The sequence below is a fragment of the Faecalicatena sp. genome, from assembly GCF_058819085.1.
On sequence record NZ_JBZUUL010000007.1, the window covers coordinates 26,043 to 42,984 of the forward strand.

At 45.9% G+C, this 16,942-nt stretch carries 13 protein-coding genes; 10 read left to right on the top strand and 3 right to left on the bottom strand.

Annotation, left to right across the window (positions count from 1 at the left end; translation table 11 throughout):
- Positions 1 to 154: 154 nt before the first annotated feature.
- Complete coding sequence (locus tag AC4OGX_RS05095) at positions 155 to 2,056, top strand: putative bifunctional diguanylate cyclase/phosphodiesterase (protein ID WP_493328937.1); 1,902 nt, start codon at positions 155 to 157, stop codon at positions 2,054 to 2,056.
- A gap of 225 nt (positions 2,057 to 2,281) precedes the next feature.
- On the top strand, positions 2,282 to 3,874 hold the full coding sequence (hcp, locus tag AC4OGX_RS05100; protein ID WP_493328870.1) for a hydroxylamine reductase: 1,593 nt from the start codon (positions 2,282 to 2,284) through the stop codon (positions 3,872 to 3,874).
- Between the two features lie 79 nt (positions 3,875 to 3,953).
- Here the strand turns inward: hcp and AC4OGX_RS05105 are convergent, their stop codons facing one another.
- On the bottom strand, positions 3,954 to 5,474 hold the full coding sequence (locus AC4OGX_RS05105; RefSeq protein ID WP_493328871.1) for a catalase: 1,521 nt from the start codon (positions 5,472 to 5,474) through the stop codon (positions 3,954 to 3,956).
- A 354-nt stretch (positions 5,475 to 5,828) separates the two neighbouring features.
- Between AC4OGX_RS05105 and AC4OGX_RS05110 the strand changes: the two genes are divergently transcribed.
- The 4 genes from AC4OGX_RS05110 (at position 5,829) to AC4OGX_RS05125 (ending at position 9,924) form a co-directional block, all read left to right on the top strand.
- Positions 5,829 to 6,218: an RrF2 family transcriptional regulator gene (locus tag AC4OGX_RS05110; RefSeq protein WP_493328872.1), complete on the top strand. Its 390-nt coding sequence runs from the start codon at positions 5,829 to 5,831 to the stop codon at positions 6,216 to 6,218.
- A 133-nt stretch (positions 6,219 to 6,351) separates the two neighbouring features.
- On the top strand, positions 6,352 to 8,235 hold the full coding sequence (cooS, locus tag AC4OGX_RS05115) for an anaerobic carbon-monoxide dehydrogenase catalytic subunit (RefSeq protein ID WP_493328874.1): 1,884 nt from the start codon (positions 6,352 to 6,354) through the stop codon (positions 8,233 to 8,235).
- A 15-nt stretch (positions 8,236 to 8,250) separates the two neighbouring features.
- Positions 8,251 to 8,697, top strand: a complete 447-nt coding sequence (locus AC4OGX_RS05120; protein WP_493328875.1) for a 4Fe-4S dicluster domain-containing protein — start codon at positions 8,251 to 8,253, stop codon at positions 8,695 to 8,697.
- A gap of 3 nt (positions 8,698 to 8,700) precedes the next feature.
- Positions 8,701 to 9,924, top strand: a complete 1,224-nt coding sequence (locus AC4OGX_RS05125) for an NAD(P)/FAD-dependent oxidoreductase (protein WP_493328876.1) — start codon at positions 8,701 to 8,703, stop codon at positions 9,922 to 9,924.
- A 116-nt stretch (positions 9,925 to 10,040) separates the two neighbouring features.
- Here the strand turns inward: AC4OGX_RS05125 and AC4OGX_RS05130 are convergent, their stop codons facing one another.
- Both AC4OGX_RS05130 and AC4OGX_RS05135 read right to left on the bottom strand, forming a co-directional pair.
- Positions 10,041 to 10,778, bottom strand: coding sequence for a LytR/AlgR family response regulator transcription factor (locus tag AC4OGX_RS05130; protein WP_493328877.1), 738 nt, complete (start codon positions 10,776 to 10,778; stop codon positions 10,041 to 10,043).
- Positions 10,772 to 12,037, bottom strand: coding sequence for a sensor histidine kinase (locus tag AC4OGX_RS05135; protein ID WP_493328878.1), 1,266 nt, complete (start codon positions 12,035 to 12,037; stop codon positions 10,772 to 10,774). Before AC4OGX_RS05135 ends, AC4OGX_RS05130 begins: the two co-directional genes overlap by 7 nt.
- 361 nt (positions 12,038 to 12,398) lie before the next feature.
- Here AC4OGX_RS05135 and AC4OGX_RS05140 point away from each other — a divergent pair, with 361 nt between their 5' ends.
- The 4 genes from AC4OGX_RS05140 to AC4OGX_RS05155 all read left to right on the top strand — a co-directional run bounded on the left by AC4OGX_RS05140 (position 12,399) and on the right by AC4OGX_RS05155 (position 16,829).
- Positions 12,399 to 12,938 carry a flavodoxin family protein gene (locus tag AC4OGX_RS05140; RefSeq protein WP_493328879.1) on the top strand — a complete coding sequence of 180 codons (540 nt, stop codon included), beginning with the start codon at positions 12,399 to 12,401 and terminating at the stop codon, positions 12,936 to 12,938.
- Positions 12,939 to 12,975: 37 nt separating this feature from the next.
- Entirely contained in the window at positions 12,976 to 14,115 is a 1,140-nt protein-coding gene (locus tag AC4OGX_RS05145) for an aldo/keto reductase (RefSeq protein WP_493328880.1), read from the top strand.
- 130 nt (positions 14,116 to 14,245) lie between these two features.
- Positions 14,246 to 16,111 (top strand): sensor histidine kinase, encoded by a 1,866-nt coding sequence (locus AC4OGX_RS05150; protein WP_493328881.1) that lies wholly within the window; start codon positions 14,246 to 14,248, stop codon positions 16,109 to 16,111.
- A complete protein-coding gene (locus AC4OGX_RS05155) occupies positions 16,086 to 16,829 on the top strand; it encodes a response regulator transcription factor (RefSeq protein WP_493328883.1) in 744 nt (247 codons plus the stop codon). The genes AC4OGX_RS05150 and AC4OGX_RS05155 overlap by 26 nt, the downstream gene beginning before the upstream one ends.
- Positions 16,830 to 16,942 lie beyond the last annotated feature (113 nt).

Genomic DNA, 16,942 nt, shown 5'->3' on the forward strand with positions numbered 1-16,942 from the left:
GCTTGCTATGGCAGGAAAAAAATTCCTGATATCCGGCTTCTGTCATAGACACTGTCACGTTACTATGATAAAATATAAACTATCACATATAAGATAGCTGATTATAAGAGGGGATTGGCAGGTGGTGTAAGTGGAGTGGAATATCACGGGAGAAATGGTTTCTTTGATCATGCTGGGCATTATATGGGTCTATGCAAGAAGGGGGAGTCATCTTCCTACGTTGAAGAATAAGATTTTTCAGAGCTGTCTGTTAGTAACGTTTGGTGCGGTCTTGACGAATCTTTTGTCTACGGCGATGATTTCACAATATAATAATTTCCCGATGTGGCTGACTTGGATCGTGACTACCGTTTATTTTATACTGACGCCTCTTATGGGATTTACATATTACTCGTACACAGTTTCTGTCATTTATATTGATATAGAGAAGGCCAGGAGGCTGATCTTAGCCGGAGTGATCCCAGGGGCGGTTTACATATTGATGGTCCTGAGCAATCCCTATAACCGGCATATATTTGATATCACTGAGTCAGAGGGATATATGAGAGGCGACTGGATCGCCCTGATGTATTGTGCCTTTTATATTTATTCACTGGCCAGCATGGGGGTGGCATTATATAACCGCAGGCAGCTGGATCAGGAGATTTATAATATCCTGATCGTCTGCCCGCTTCTTACGATGCTGGTGGTATTTGTACAGCAGCTTTTACCGTACGTGATGCTGTCCGGTTCGGCAGCAACATGTGCCCTTCTGATCATCTATCTGCATTTGCAGAATAAACAGATTTCGGTGGACTATCTGACAAACTTACCAAATCGGCAGGAATTGCTGGACATGATCGGACTTTTGTTAAAACGGGAGCCTGAGAAAAAATTTACGCTATTGATCGTTTCGCTAAGGTCCTTTCGGCAGATTAATAATAACTGCGGGCAGCAAAAAGGGGATCTCTTTTTAAAAGAGGTGGCCCGTTTCCTGAGTAAGCTGGGCCCAAAGGGGAATGTCTACCGTTTTAGCGGAGATGAATTTGCCCTGCTTTTCTTTGAGGCAGATGCGGATGTTGTGAAGGACTGCGTGATGACAATAAAAAAGCGGATGGAACAGCCATGGCAGGCGGACGAGTACCGTTTTATCCTTTCAGCGGCAATGGGGATCGTCTGGCATTCGGGAGGGACGGAGAGTCTTGAGAATATCATCAATTCAATTGAGTATGCTGTGGCGCAGGCGAAGCAGGGGAAAAATGAGAAGATCTGTTATTGCGATAAGAAGATGCTTGGGGCATTGGAAAGAAAGAGGAAGATTATACAGATCTTGGAAAACCAGTTTGAAGAGCCGCATTTTGAAATGTATTATCAGCCCATCTATTCCATTGAGGACGGGAAGTTTCTCTATGCAGAATCCCTGATGCGGATCATGGAATCTCCGGTCGGCCCGATCTATCCTTCGGAATTTATCCCGATCGCAGAGGAGACAGGACTGATCGTGGAACTGACCTATATTATCTTGGACAAGGTCTGTAAGTTTGTTGGCAGACTTAGGGAGAAGGGGGCAGAGATCGAAGCCGTACATGTCAATTTCTCGGCACTCCAGTTTTCACAGCCGGATCTTGTAGAACGGGTCTTAGATATTTTGGACAGGAATGATACACCTCCTGAGATGATAAAAATAGAGTTTACAGAGAGTACTCTTGCAGAAAGCCCTCAGGTGGTAGCTGATTTTGCGGAAAAGATGCAGGCGCAGGGAATCGGAATGGGATTAGATGACTTTGGAACAGGATATTCAAACATCGCAACGGTCATCAATATTCCATTTGGAACCGTAAAGCTGGATAAGAGTCTTGTGGATGCAGCCATGGAAAACGAGAACTCGGCCCTGGCAGTCAGAAATCTGTCAAAGATCTTTAAGGCGTTGGGAATGAAGGTAATCGCGGAAGGGGTGGAGACAGAAGAGCAGAAGAGAATGGTAGTGGAATTTGGAGTAGACCAGATACAGGGCTTTTACTATGCAAAGCCGATGCCAGAGAATAAGGCGCTTAAGTTTATTCTGGATAGAAAATAGCATATGAGATTATGTTTATAAAAACTGGTGTTGAGCCTGGCGGCTTGATGCCAGTTTTTTTATGATATAGGAAATTTCAGGGGAATTAAATAATGATCGTGAAAAAGGATGATATTTTGTTGTTAAAACAACATACTTGGGATGCCGGCTGTAATATACTGAACAGGTAAAGAAGTGGTAAGGGAATAGGTACGATATAAACATGAAAAGTAAAGGAGAAAAAAGATGGATGATAAGATGTTTTGCTTCCAGTGTGAACAGACTGCGGGAGGTTTTGGATGTACAAAAATGGCCGGAGTCTGTGGAAAGACAGCAGCAAATGCAAAGCTGCAGGATGAACTGACAGGGGCATTGATCGGACTTGCGCGTGCCTGCGCAGCGAATCCGAAGACAGAAGATACAAATCGTCTGATCCTGGAGGGATTGTTTACGACGGTGACGAACGTAAACTTTAATGATGAGACGCTCGTGGAGCTGATCAAAAGAGTCAGGGAAGAAAAAGACCGTATTGCCCCCGGATGTGCAGGCTGTCAGTCAAAATGCGGAAACACAGATGATTATGAGATGTCTCGTATCTGGGAGGCGGAGGAAGATATCCGTTCTCTCAAGTCACTGATTTTATTTGGGATACGGGGGATGGCGGCCTATGCCTATCATGCGATGGTACTGGGATACACAAGTGAGAGAGTGAATGAGTTTTTTTATAAGGCGCTGTATGTACTGGCGGAGGATTGGGGGATGGAAGATCTGCTTTTGGTTGTGATGGAGGTCGGAGAGGTGAACCTGGAATGCATGGAGCTGCTTGACCGTGCAAACACACAGACTTTCGGAACACCTGTACCTACAGAGGTGTCTCTGACAGTGGAAAAGGGGCCGTTTATCGTGATCACCGGACATGATCTTTATGACTTAAAGCTTCTGCTGGAACAGACAGAAGGGAAGGGGATCAACATCTATACCCATGGTGAAATGCTGCCAGCCCATGCATATCCGGAATTGAAGAAGTATCCTCATTTGAAAGGAAACTTTGGAACCGCATGGCAGAACCAGCAGAAGGAATTCAACCGGCTTCCGGCACCGATCCTTTATACGACAAACTGCCTGATGCCGGTGAAGGAGAGCTATGCGGACAGGGTATTTACGACAGAGGTTGTTTCGTATCCTGAGATGGTGCATATTGGTGAGGAAAAAGATTTTACGCCGGTAATCAAAAAGGCGCTGGAACTGGGAGGCTTTGCAGAAGACACGGCGTTCACCGGCATCAACGGAGGCAGTAAGGTGCTGACCGGATTTGGACATGGGACGGTGCTTGGTGTGGCAGATCAGGTAACAGAGGCTGTGAGGTCAGGAGCTGTGAGGCATTTCTTCCTGGTAGGCGGATGTGACGGTGCGCGTCCGGGCAGGAACTATTATACTGAGTTTGTAAAGAAGGCACCCGGGGATACAGTGATACTGACGCTGGCATGTGGAAAATACAGGTTCAATGATCTGGATCTGGGAACGATCGGGGGACTGCCGAGATTGATGGATATGGGGCAGTGTAACGATGCTTATAGTGCGGTCAAGGTGGCTGCAGCACTTGCGGAAGCATTCAAGTGCAGTGTGAACGAGCTTCCCCTGTCCATGATCCTGTCGTGGTATGAGCAGAAGGCGGTGTGTATCCTTCTGACCCTGCTCCATCTGGGGATTCAGAATATTAAGCTGGGTCCGACCCTGCCGGGCTTTCTTTCAAAAAATGTTTTAGGCTTTTTGGCGGACCAATATAAGATCGCTCCTATCGGGACACCAGAAGAGGACTTGAAGGAGATTCTGGGCTAAAGATCCAAAAGAATCAGGAAAGGCGCGGAAATTGGTTCCGCGCCTTTCTAAATCTACCGGGCTGTGCTCTCAAAGCGGTTTAAACGATCGTTGCCTGGATGAGCTCTTCATTGCTTAGCTTGGATAGGTCTTTCACTTTTTCAAAATCCAGTCCCATTGCTTCGGCTGCACGCCTGCCATATTCTTCATCGGCGAGATAGCAGTGGGCAGCATGGCGGTATTTGATATTTTCTGTGACAGGTGCGATGTTTGCGGCGGTATTCTTAATGAGGAGTTCCTTTTTATCTTCGGTCATAACACGCCACAGGTCGCCGCCGGCACGGAAATCATCGTTGGTCGGATCGTCCTTTGGATCGTAATTCCACATCGCCCCATCCAGCTTTAGAGGCGGTTCCATCACTTCCGGCTGGGCGGTCCAGACACCAAGGGAATTCGGGCTGTAAGCGGGGGCTTTGCCGTAGTTGCCGTCCGTGCGCATGGCGCCGTCACGGTGGTAATCGGCTACACCATTTTTTACGCCCTTTGCCTGGTTCACCGGGATCAGGTTGTGGTTGACGCCGAGACGGTAGCGCTGTGCATCGCCATATACAAAGAGGCGCCCCTGCAGGAACTTGTCCGGTGAGAAGCCGATCCCTGGTACCACATGTGCCGGGGTAAATGCTGCCTGCTCGACTTCTGCGAAATAGTTATCCGGCCAGCGGTTCAGCTCGAGTTCACCCACCTCGATCAGAGGAAATTCAGCATGCCGCCAGATCTTCGTGATGTCAAATGGATTTTCATAGTGGTTTTGGGCCTGTTCCTCGGTCATGATCTGTACATACATGGTCCATTTGGGATAATCTTGGCGCTGAATAGCATCAAACAGGTCATGTCCGGCACTTTCACGGTCCATTCCGTTGATCTTTTCTGCCTCCTCATCTGTCAGGTTCTTGATCCCCTGCCGGGTCCTGAAATGGAACTTGCACCATACCCGCTCGTTTTTATCATTATAAAAAGAGAAGGTGTGCTCGCCATACAGGTGCATATGTCGGAAACCGTCCGGGATGCCGCGGTCGGACATTACAACGGTGAGCTGGTGGAAGCATTCCGGCAAAAGGGTCCAGAAGTCCCAGTTATTCTGTGGATTGCGCATACCGGTATAAGGATCGCGTTTTACTGCGCGGTTCAGATCCGGGAAATTATGTACGTCGCGGATGAAGAAGGTGGGGGTGTTATTGCCTACCAGGTCCCAGTTCCCTTCCTCCGTATAAAACTTAATCGCAACACCGCGGATATCGCGCTCTGCATCTGCCGCACCGCGTTCCCCGGCAACAGTGGAAAAACGGACAAAGACTTCGGTCTCTTTACCGATCTCAGAAAAGACTTTTGCTTTGGTGTATTGTGTGATATCATGTGTAACGGTGAACTTACCATAGGCGCCCCAGCCCTTTGCGTGCATCCGGCGTTCCGGGATGACCTCGCGGTCGAAATGTGCCAGCTTTTCCATAAGCCACACATCCTGCATCATTACCGGGCCTCTGGGTCCCGCAGTGATGGAGTTCTCATTGTCGGCAACAGGTGCACCTGCTTCATTGGTGAGTTTTTTGTAATTTTCATTCATTTTGTTACTCCTTCCTGCCTATGCAGCATAAAAGTAAGGTGTTTAAACCTTACGCTGTCAAAGCAAATACTGTGATGTTGGGGGATGTGAGATTACCCTTCGTTTGAGGTAAAGATCAGGTGTAATAAAGGAAAAGACACTCCCGGATGAAGACGTTTGTTAGAATATAATAATAGTTCCTATTATTATCATATAGGATATTTTTCTCAGCGTCAAGAAAAAAGTATGTTTCATAGATTATCTGTGAAATGTGCTATATTTTGTCAGACAATTTAGGTAGATTTCCACAAAGAGGTAAAGTTGACAAAAAAAGTCAAGTAAGCTAAAATATTAACAAAGATAAGAGGTGGTCTCATGTTATTAACTAGAGAAAATGATTATGCGATCCGTATGATGCGTTCCATGAAGGATGGTGCCAAGCATACGGTTAAGGATATATGCGGGGAGGAAGAGATTCCAGAGGCTTTTGCCTACAAGATTCTCCGTAAGCTTCAGAAGGCCGACCTCGTGGCAGTGGACCGGGGAGCATCTGGAGGATGTTATTTGAAGAATTCTCTGGATGGGCTGAGTCTGTATGATATTGTGACTGCTGTGGATGAGGAACCGCTGATCATGACCTGTTTAAGAGAACGATGCAGCAGGAACGGGGATGGGAATGTATGCCGGGTGCATACTGAGCTCGTGAAGATTCAGAAGGTTTTGATAGAAGAATTGAAGGCGCGCAGGCTCTCAGATCTGTTTTAACCTGATCAGTAAATTGAAGTGGGTTTTGAATATCCGCCTTGTTTGTTATGTTGTAAATATCCCCTTTTTCGGAAGGGGAGATTTTTATAAATTTAAAGTGGACTAAAATTGTCATATTTAAGGAGGTACGATTATGAATCAATGTTATGGATGCAGCACATGTAAAAGCGCGGATAAACCGTTAGAGGGATTTATTGCGGATCTGCCAATGGAGACATCCCATCACCGTGTGGAAGGACAGAGTACCAAGTGCGCATTTGGACTGCAGGGGGTATGCTGCAGGCTGTGTGCGAACGGTCCCTGCAGGATCACGCCTGAAGCGCCGAGAGGGATCTGCGGTGCAGATGCAGATACCATTGTGGCAAGAAATTTCCTGCGGGCGGTGGCATCAGGCTCCGGCTGTTACATACATGTCGTGGAGAATACGGCCCTGAATGTAAAAAATGTGGCAAAGACGAAGGGGGAGATCAAGGGAGTGAATACACTGAACCGCCTTGCGTCTATTTTTGAGATCGAAGAGGCGGATGTGCATAAGAGGGCAGAAGCTGTAGCGGATGCGGTGCTAAAGGATCTTTATCTGCCAGAGTACGAGAAGATGGAACTGACGGAAAAGATGGCTTATGCTCCGAGATTTGAGAAATGGAAGGAGCTGGGGATCCTGCCGGGCGGTGCGAAGTCAGAAGTCTTCCACGGAGTTGTGAAGTGTTCCACGAACCTGAACTCAGATCCGGTCAATATGCTGCTGGACTGCTTAAAACTGGGAATCTCCACAGGAATTTACGGTCTGGTGCTGACAAACCTTTTAAACGATATTGTACTTGGTGAACCGGAAATCCGTTTTGCCCCGGTCGGGCTTCGTGTTATTAACCCGGATTATATTAATATTATGATCACAGGACATCAGCACTCCATGTTTACCTTCTTACAGGACCGTCTGACAGACCCGGATGTGGTTGAAAAGGCGAAAAGAGCGGGAGCAAAAGGCTTCAAGCTGGTGGGATGTACCTGCGTGGGGCAGGATCTGCAGCTTAGGGGAGCGCATTATACCGAGATCTTTGACGGGCATGCGGGCAACAATTATACGAGTGAGGCGATCCTGGCAACGGGCGGCATTGATGCGGTGATCTCCGAATTTAACTGTACCCTTCCGGGAATCGAGCCGATCTGTGATGAGCTTAAGATCAAACAGATCTGCATCGACAATGTGGCGAAGAAGGCAAATGCAGAGCTCAAGGAGTTTGATTTTGAGAATCGCCCGGCCGTAACGGAAGAGATCATCGATGAAGTCATCGAGGCATATACTGCTCGCCGCGGCAGTGTACCGATGAATCTGATGAAGGAACATGGATATGAAAATACATTGACAGGCGTCAGTGAGGTTTCGCTGAAGAATTTCCTGGGTGGCACCTGGAAACCACTCATTGATCTGATTGTATCAGGAGATATCAAAGGCGTGGCCGGTGTTGTGGGATGTTCAAATCTGACCGCAGGAGGTCACGATGTGCTGACTGTGGATCTGGTAAAGGAGCTGATCTCAAGGGATATCATCGTTTTGACGGCCGGATGTTCTTCAGGCGGGATCGAGAACTGTGGATTGATGACACCGGAGGCAGCCAAATATGCGGGACCGAAGCTTCGGGCTGTCTGTGAGAGCCTGGGGATTCCTCCGGTATTGAATTTTGGACCGTGTCTTGCAATCGGACGTCTGGAGATTGTTGCAACAGAACTGGCAGAAGCGCTGGGCGTAGACCTTCCAAAGCTTCCGCTCGTACTCTCAGCGGCACAGTGGCTGGAGGAGCAGGCTCTGGCAGACGGATGCTACGGACTGGCGCTGGGGCTTCCGCTTCATCTGGGGCTTCCACCGTTTATGACGGGAAGTAAGACTGCAGTAAAAGTGCTGACAGAGGACATGAAAGAGCTGACCGGAGGACAGGTGATCATCAACCCGGATGCAAAGGAATCTGCCGATATCCTGGAGCAGATCATTCTGGAAAAACGTCAGGGACTCCAGATATAGAAAGGGGCGGAGAATATGAAACGTATCATGGTTGATTATGAGAAATGTGATGGCTGCAAGAACTGTTCGGCAGCCTGCATGCAGGCACACAGAAAGTCTCCGGGAACGATATATGACCTGGATTTGACGGACCCTGAAAATGAGTCCCGCAACTTTATATTAAAAGACGACAAAGGCCGCTATAAGCCGCTGTTCTGCCGCCACTGTGATGATCCGGAGTGTGTGAAATCCTGTATGAGCGGTGCGCTTAGAAAGGACGAAGAAAGCGGGCATGTTTTTTATGATGAGACACGTTGTGGTTCCTGCTTTATGTGCGTGATGAACTGTCCTTACGGGGTACTAAAGCCGGATGGTATGACAAAGAGCAGGGTGATCAAATGTGACTTTTGTGTCAATGCAGGCGGAGAGCCGTCCTGTGTGGCCTCCTGTCCGAAAAAGGCGATCTATGTGGAGGAGGTGTAAGGTATGAAGCATGTAATTATAGGTGCGGGAGTTGCGGGTGTGGAAGCCGCGAAGACGATCCGGGGACTGGATAAAGATGCCGGGATCCTGATGATTTCTGCGGATACACAGATTCATTCCCGTTGTATGCTGCATAAGTTTATTGCAGGGGAACGGGACGAAAAGGGACTGGATTTTACAGAGGAGGGGTTCTTTGAGAAATACCGGATAGAATGGAAGAATGGTGTCAAAGTCGTAAAGGTATGTCCTGAGGAAAAACAGATCGAACTGGAGACAGGAGAATATGTGGGATATGATAAGCTGCTTCTCGCAAACGGAGCGGACAGCTGCATCCCGCCCGTCGGGGAACTGAGGAAAGCCTCCAATGTGTATGGACTGCGGAACTTGTGTGATGCACAGGCAATCGTAAAAGAGGCAGAGAATGCTGAGGATGTGCTGATCATCGGGTCCGGTCTTGTAGGGCTGGACGCAGCGTACGGTTTACTTGAGCGGGGGAAAAAGATCACGATCGTGGAAATGGCGCCCCAGATCCTTCCTGTCCAGCTGGATGCACACGGAGCGAAGAGCTATCAGGAGCTGTTTGAAAAGGCAGGCGTGCGTTTTGTGCTTGGAAGAAAAGCCTGTGAAGCACAGTGTGCACCGGATGGAAAGATCCACGAGGTAATCCTGGATGATGGAGAGAAGCTGGCTTGCGATATGATCATCGCTGCGGCGGGGGTAAGGGCAAGTGTCGGTTACCTGGAGGGCAGCGGAATCCTCTGCAACAGAGGTGTCACTACAGACGCTTATCTTAAGACGAACCAGGAAGATATCTATGCAGCCGGGGATATTACGGGATTATCAGGAATCTGGCCCAACGCTGCGGATCAGGGACGCGTTGCAGGGAAGAACATGTGTGGTGTTTTGACCGAGTATACGGATCGTTTTGCCATCAAGAATACTATTAACTTCTTTGGACTGTTAAGCCTGTGTGTAGGGCGTATCTGCCAGGAAGAGGGCGATGAGATCGTAGTGTGCGAAGATCAGCGTCAGTATAAAAGAGCCGTCTTAAAAGACGGAAGAGTAGAGGGAATCCTGCTCCAGGGAGATATTTCCCACGCAGGCACTTGGCAGTATCTGATTAAAAACAGGATTGATATTCGTGATATTCAGAAAAATATCTTTCAGATCAACTTTGCAGATTTCTATCGCGTGGGAGAACGCGGGAAATATGAGTGGGCTGTATAGCTTGCAGATAAGCAAGGGGTCTGACCCTTTTGAAAAGGGTCAGACCCCTTTGGACGTTCATCCATATCCATGACCGATCCTATGAATGGTATCATTTGGTTCATTAAACAAGTTCATTACTTGATTTTTTCAAGTAAATGGGATTTTTCTTTTCTCGACAGGGGACAGATACTGCCGCCGATCAGGACGGTATTCTGTTTCAGATCAATGGATTCTATTTTATCCAGGGCGGCCAGATAGGAACGATGGATCTTCAAAAAGCCCTCGCCCACTTCCTTTTCAATCTCTGAAAGCTTTCCCAGGAATTCAATCCGCGCCTTTTTACCATGCAGGATCACATAATGGGGGCGGGAAGAGGTCTCAAAATAATAAATATCCTCAATGGGGATATGGTACAGCTTGTCCCCGCTTTTACAGGTATAACATGCGGCGGCATCTTTTTTCTCTTCCTTCAGGCGCTGCACGACCGACTGCAGACAGTGGCAGATAGACTGGCTCAATTGTTTGGGGGAATCTTTTACAATATAATCAAAGGCTTCTATGTGATACTGAAAAGTCTTATATGCCAGATCCTTAAAACTTGTCACATAGATAATGGTTCCATTGGGATCCAGCCTGCGAATTTCTCTGCCAAGCAGAAAACCATCATATGTTGAGTTCTTCAGCTCCACATCCAGAAAATAAAGATTCCTTTTGGTATTGGTTTGCAGGATATGGGACAGAAGATGGGAAGGATCGGTATCACTGTGATTCACTTTCATATCATAATTTTGTATCAGAATCTGCTTTTCTATTTCCGTGCGTATATAGTTAAGCATCGTCTGTTCATCATCGCATATATAGATTTCTAACATTTCGATTCACTCCTGGTATGTAAAATAGAGATTTCGTGGATAAAACGGTTATCTTTTATCTGTACTGCATGAGTTACATTTGGATATTTCTCTATGATCTTCTGCAGAGAGATAAGCCCGATTCCATGATGGCTGTCTTTCGTAGTATATCCTTCTCTAAATAAGTCGGGCATGTTTACTTCATGGAACAGCTTATTATCTATGATGATATAAAGGCCGGCCTCCTGATTCGATAAGACTATATTTATGTCGCCCATATCATCTCTGACCTCTTCGATCGCATTGTCCAACAGAATCCCTAAAATCCTGCATAGATCCATAATATTAATTTTTACCGCTTGGATCGGATATAGTACTTCCAGATGCAGGGGTATCTGGTATTTATCTATCTTAGTGATTTTTTGGATCAGAAGGCTTTTTACTTCACTGATCAGAATATTGGACAGCTGGTTCGTCAGATTCATCTTCTTACCGATATCCTCATCAAAATCATCGATCAGCCTGGAAAGTGTTTTCTCCATTTCTTCCACATGCCCCTCTTTGCTTTGCAGGTAAAGGCTGGACATCATATTTTTATAATCATGTTTGAACGTACGCATATTCTGCTGGATCTTTTCCAGATGGTGAATATACAGATTCTGCTGGGTGAGCATCATGTCGCTATACTTTTTCTTGTCTTTCAAAGACAGGATATTTAGATAATATACCATTGACAGAGCCATAACAAAAACGATCAATATACACACCAGAAAAGAGGTCTGCATCACCTGAGAGAGCGTTGTCAGGAAATAATACACCAGATCGTATGCAAGTAAGATAACCAGTGTGATGCCAAGAGTTGTCATAAAGGAGTAGTTCTTATATTCAAATTCCTGGTATAGTCTTGCCATATCCAGCTTTTCTACGATCAGATAGACAAGCGCTAACAAAATCAGGATCATTAGAATAAGAAAAATCAGGAATAGCTGCGTGCTGCCGTTTGACAGTGATTGAAACACCCCATTTAGCGAAAGAAAAAGCATCAGAATACTGGAACTGACTGCAGCAGTCAGAAACAGAGAACGCTTCAGATTCCTGTCAAATATAAGAAGTGTAATAATCCAGCAGAAGAAGAAAATTTCTAATTCGTTGAGCAGTATCAGGCTGATTCCGGTAATTTGGGAGAAAGAATACAACAGGTCGCCTTTAGATCCAAACATCTCCAGTAATGTGAACAGCAAATAAATAATGATGACATAACCCATTTTCCTTCGATTCACTTTAAGCCCTGCTATTTTCTGATAAGCCCAGAATATGGATAATGTCCATAGTAGATTACCCAAAAAAGATATAAACAGTATCACTTCTTTGTACCTCCTGATCCAACACATCAGAGTATCATAAAATCAAATATTCTTAAATATTCTTAAATATTCTAAGATAATATTATAAAACGTCTGATTGATTATCTCAACCCCAAGAAAGTTGATGTATTCTAAGATGATTTGAGAATATTCTGAAAATGGACTGCAAAGGGGTCTGACCCCTTTGAAAAAAGTTCTTGACTTGGAGTGCACTCCATCGACTATAGTAAATATATGGAACATTCCAAAATTATGATAGAAAGAGGGACGTGATGTAATGAAGGTTTTAGCGGTTAATTCAAGCCCGCGCTCTGGCGGCAATTCGGATATTCTTTGTAATGAATTTTTAAGGGGTGCGAAGGAAAGTGGACATGAGACTGTTCAGATCAACCTGGGGCAGAAAAAATTGAATCCCTGCAGAGGCTGTGACGCCTGTGCTAAGACAGGGAAGTGTATCCAGAAGGATGATATGGAAGAGCTTTTGAGTAAGACAGAAGAAGCGGATGTGATCCTGCTGGCCACTCCGGTTTATTTCTATAGTGTGTCTGCACAGCTTAAGATGTTTATTGACCGCTGTTATCCTGCTTATCAGCAGCTGAGAGGGAAGAGGTTTTATCTGGCCGTGACAGCTGCGGATAGGGATCATGAGTCAATGGAACCTGCAGTGGCATCCATGAGAGGATATTTAAGATGTCTTCCAGAAGCGGAGGAATTGGGTGTTTTCTACGGAACCGGGGCTTGGAATAAAGGTGATATCCGGAATCTGCCTGTACTTGAGGAGGTATATCAGGCTGGGAAATGCTTGAATGTTGAATAGGAAATATTAAAAATCCAAAGGAAAGAAGGAAGAAGAGATGATTTACAGAGAGTTTCAGGGTAAGAAGCTTTCCGCACTGGGATTTGGGGCAATGCGTCTTCCGGTGCTGGGAGGCGATATGGCTGGACAGATCGATGAGAAGCAGGTGGAGGAAATGGTCTCCTATGCGATGGATCATGGCGTAAACTATTTTGATACGGCTTACGGATATCATGATGGCAAGTCCGAGGTGGTCATGGGAAAGGTTCTTTCTGCATATCCGCGGGAAAGCTATTATCTGGCGGATAAGTTTCCGGGATATGATCTGTCTAATATGGATAAGGTGGAGGAGATTTTTGAGGAGCAGTTAAAGAGATGCGGCGTAGATTATTTTGATTTTTACCTTTTTCATAATGTATATGAGAAAAATATTGACCCTTACCTAGATCCGAAATATGGGATCATGGAATATCTGCTGAAACAAAAGGAAGTAGGGCGCATCAGGCACCTCGGATTTTCTGCCCACGGACGCTATGATACGATCAAGCGGTTCCTTGATACATATGGGGAACATTTGGAGTTCTGCCAGATCCAGCTGAACTATGTGGACTGGAAGCTGCAGGATGCCAAGGCTAAGGTAGAGCTTCTCAATGAATATCAGATCCCGGTCTGGGTCATGGAGCCTCTGCGCGGCGGAAAGCTGGCATCACTGTCACACGAGAATGAGGCAAAGCTAAAGACGGTGCGCCCGGAGGAGGGAATTCCGGCGTGGGCATTTCGTTTCCTGCAGTCGTTAAAGGGCGTGACTGTGACATTGTCTGGCATGTCTGATCTGGAGCAGATGAAGGAGAATATCCATACTTTCGAGGAAGAAAAGCCTCTGGAGGAGGATGAGATGAAGGCGCTTCTTGAGGTGGCTGACAGTATGCTGGATATCCTTCCCTGTACGGCATGCCGCTATTGTGTTACCCACTGCCCGAAGGGGCTGGACATTCCGACGCTGTTATTACTTTATAATGAGGCCAGGTTTACCAATGGGCTGATCACCCATATGGCAGTAGATGCTCTTCCAAAGGAGAAACGGCCTGACCAGTGTATCGGATGCAAAAGCTGTGAGGCGGTCTGTCCGCAGCAGCTTAAGATCGCAGGGGCGATGAGTGATTTTACGGAGAAATTAAATCAGCCGGCAGGGCTGTAGGGATAGGCTGATTGCCTGTGAAGTAAATAGAGTATATTGTGAAATGAGCTAAACTGTGATAAATTGAATTTATAACAGTTTAGCTTTTTAACGTGACGAGGTGTATTGTATATCGAAACCCGCCTTAAAAATGCTGTACACACGAGGGGGACAGGAAGTGAGGAAGTTTTTTGATAAATGGGCCAGCCTGTACAGAACAAGGATCTGGTGCCAGATTGGAGTATGGTTTGCCATCCTATTCATGGGGATGGTCTTATTATTTCAGATTTTTTTAAAACGTGAGTATTATGATTATCTTATGGGAAGATACATGTCGATGAAATCCATCTTGATTAACACGCTGCAATATGATATCGGGCAGGCACTGGATGATGAGAAACTGTCGGCATCTGGCATCGTTATCCAGAAAGAAATGTATCATGCGGCGGAGGAAGCGGCGAAAGAGGATGTGGATATCTCCCAGATGCTAAAGACGCGCAGGATTTTACAGCAATACAGCCGGTATTCAGATAATATTATCAACCTCGCTATTATAAGCAGGGACGGTGATGTAATTCAATATGATAAGTATGGCACTGCCATGGGTGCGATGTGGAATGAAGAGAACCATCCTAAGCTGATGGATGCATATGCGGAGGTCATGGAGCGGATCCATTCGGGAGGCAAAGGGCTGAAGTATGTTGTAAAAACAGATGTCAACATACATTCCTCGGATAAGAATGCGTATGTGTTCTATGTGATGTACCCGATCATCGGAACCAGGAAGACATTCGATGATGTGACGAATGTGTTGTGCGTGACATACTCCATGCAGATGCTTGACCCGTTTTTAAAGACGGTGAATAAGGAAGAAGAGAATATGACCGTGTATATGGTGGACGAGAATGACCGGATCGTTTACCATGATGATAAAGACATGATTGGAAAAGAAGAAAAGGTATACTTAAATACGAGCACATTTATCAACGAGAAGAAAGGGATTGGTGGGAGTGCGTGGAGTGTAGCGGTAGCGATTGATGAAAATAAGATGCAGCACTTGGTAAATACGATATTCTACCGCGGTGTCGGTGTATATACGGCACTTGTCTTTCTTTTCAGCATTATACTATTCCTGGTACTTCGGCGGACGATTTCTCCGATTAAGATCGTGAAGAGGGAGATGGACAATATATCTAACGGAAATCAAAAGCAGAGTATTGCAATCGAAGGGGATAATGAAATTTGGGAGCTGGCAAAGCATTTTAACAGGATGATGGGATTTCTCGAAGAACAGGAGCAGGCGGTCAAGTATCACCATAAAGAAGAGATAAAGGCTCTGGAACGCCAGAGGGAAGCGGAGATAGAGGCGCTGGAGTCCCAGATAAATGCTCATTTTATCTCGAATACCCTGGGGGCAATCAGCTACGAAGCGATCGAGGCGGGCAATTATCATATTTCCAATATGATTAAAAAGCTGTCGAATATCCTGCGTTATACCTTTGACCAATCGCTGCAGGTCGTTAAGCTGTACAGGGAAGTGGAGTGGACAGAACAGTACCTGTATCTTCAAAAGGAACGGTTTATCGATGTATTTGATTATGAGACAGACTTTGATGAGAACTTCAAAGAAGCGAAATGCTGCAAATTGATGATGCAGCCCTTCATCGAGAACGCGATCGTGCATGGCTTTGAAGGCTGGGAAGAGGGCGGGATGATCTGGATTACCGTTGAGGCGTGGGAAGAAGGCTGGGTACTTATCATCCGGGATAACGGCGACGGCATGAATGAGGAGCATGAAAAGAAGATCAGCGGGATCCTGGACGGAAGCTTCGATGAAAGGATAGAAGATTCACTGGGGACCGGAGTCGGCATTTTAAATGCAGTGGCTAGGATTAAGCGGTTCTATGGCGATGATATTGCAATGAAACTGGAGACGGCACCGGGATGTGGAACAGCTTTTTACTTTTATGTGAGAGAAGAGGGAAGGGATTATGAGAATTTTAATAGCGGAAGATGAAAAAAGAGCGAGAAAAGGGCTGAGTAATCTGATCGCCTCTATTTCACCGGACTATGAAGTTGTGGCAGAGGCATCCAATGGGAGAGATGCACTGGAAATCATTAAAAGCCTGAAGCCTGATCTGGCGTTTATGGACATTAGGATGCCGCATATGAGCGGGATCGAGGTGATTGAAGAAGCGCACAGGCTGCAGCTTAAGACGGAGTTTGTCATACTGACTGCCTATGAGGAATTTGACATCGCAAGGAGAGCCATAGGCTGCGGCGTGATAGGATATCTGGTAAAGCCGATCGTAAGAGAGGAAATATTAGAGATCCTTTGCAAATGTTCCCCAAAACAGGAGCATGAAAAGAAAAAGCTGGCAGAGTGCTATCCTGATGTGCATCCGGTTATATTACGAACGCTGAAAGAGATTGAGAGGAATTATTCGTCCCCGATCAACCAGGGAGAGCTTGCCAGGGAGCTGGGAGTCAGCCAGGAGTATTTCAGCAACCTGTTCTCAAAGGAGATGGGGATCCCATTTTCAAGGTTTTTAAAAGAATACCGGATCGATATGGCTAAGGCTTTACTTCTGCATGGTGAGACTCCGATGCAGGAGGTGCCTTTTCTGGTCGGATTTTCGGATGAGAAGTATTTTAACCGCGTGTTTAAACAGGTAGTTGGAATAAGTGTGAGGACATTTGTGAATGAAAACAAAGAAATATTAAAAAATTACTAATATATTAAAATATTATCTTAAAATTGATCTAAAATATAAAAACTGTCAGTTGTTGGACTGGCGGTTTTTTTCTATAATGAGAGAAATTAAAAAAGCGTAATGAATAAAAGGAG

What these genes read in the sequence shown, in the direction of transcription:
- AC4OGX_RS05095 (WP_493328937.1), top strand. Translation starts at nt 155, where the DNA reads ATGGTTTCTTTGATCATGCTGGGCATTATATGGGTCTATGCAAGAAGG.
- hcp (WP_493328870.1), top strand. Translation starts at nt 2,282, where the DNA reads ATGGATGATAAGATGTTTTGCTTCCAGTGTGAACAGACTGCGGGAGGT.
- AC4OGX_RS05105 (WP_493328871.1), bottom strand. Translation starts at nt 5,474, where the DNA reads ATGAATGAAAATTACAAAAAACTCACCAATGAAGCAGGTGCACCTGTT.
- AC4OGX_RS05110 (WP_493328872.1), top strand. Translation starts at nt 5,829, where the DNA reads ATGTTATTAACTAGAGAAAATGATTATGCGATCCGTATGATGCGTTCC.
- cooS (WP_493328874.1), top strand. Translation starts at nt 6,352, where the DNA reads ATGAATCAATGTTATGGATGCAGCACATGTAAAAGCGCGGATAAACCG.
- AC4OGX_RS05120 (WP_493328875.1), top strand. Translation starts at nt 8,251, where the DNA reads ATGAAACGTATCATGGTTGATTATGAGAAATGTGATGGCTGCAAGAAC.
- AC4OGX_RS05125 (WP_493328876.1), top strand. Translation starts at nt 8,701, where the DNA reads ATGAAGCATGTAATTATAGGTGCGGGAGTTGCGGGTGTGGAAGCCGCG.
- AC4OGX_RS05130 (WP_493328877.1), bottom strand. Translation starts at nt 10,778, where the DNA reads ATGTTAGAAATCTATATATGCGATGATGAACAGACGATGCTTAACTAT.
- AC4OGX_RS05140 (WP_493328879.1), top strand. Translation starts at nt 12,399, where the DNA reads ATGAAGGTTTTAGCGGTTAATTCAAGCCCGCGCTCTGGCGGCAATTCG.
- AC4OGX_RS05145 (WP_493328880.1), top strand. Translation starts at nt 12,976, where the DNA reads ATGATTTACAGAGAGTTTCAGGGTAAGAAGCTTTCCGCACTGGGATTT.
- AC4OGX_RS05150 (WP_493328881.1), top strand. Translation starts at nt 14,246, where the DNA reads ATGCTGTACACACGAGGGGGACAGGAAGTGAGGAAGTTTTTTGATAAA.
- AC4OGX_RS05155 (WP_493328883.1), top strand. Translation starts at nt 16,086, where the DNA reads ATGAGAATTTTAATAGCGGAAGATGAAAAAAGAGCGAGAAAAGGGCTG.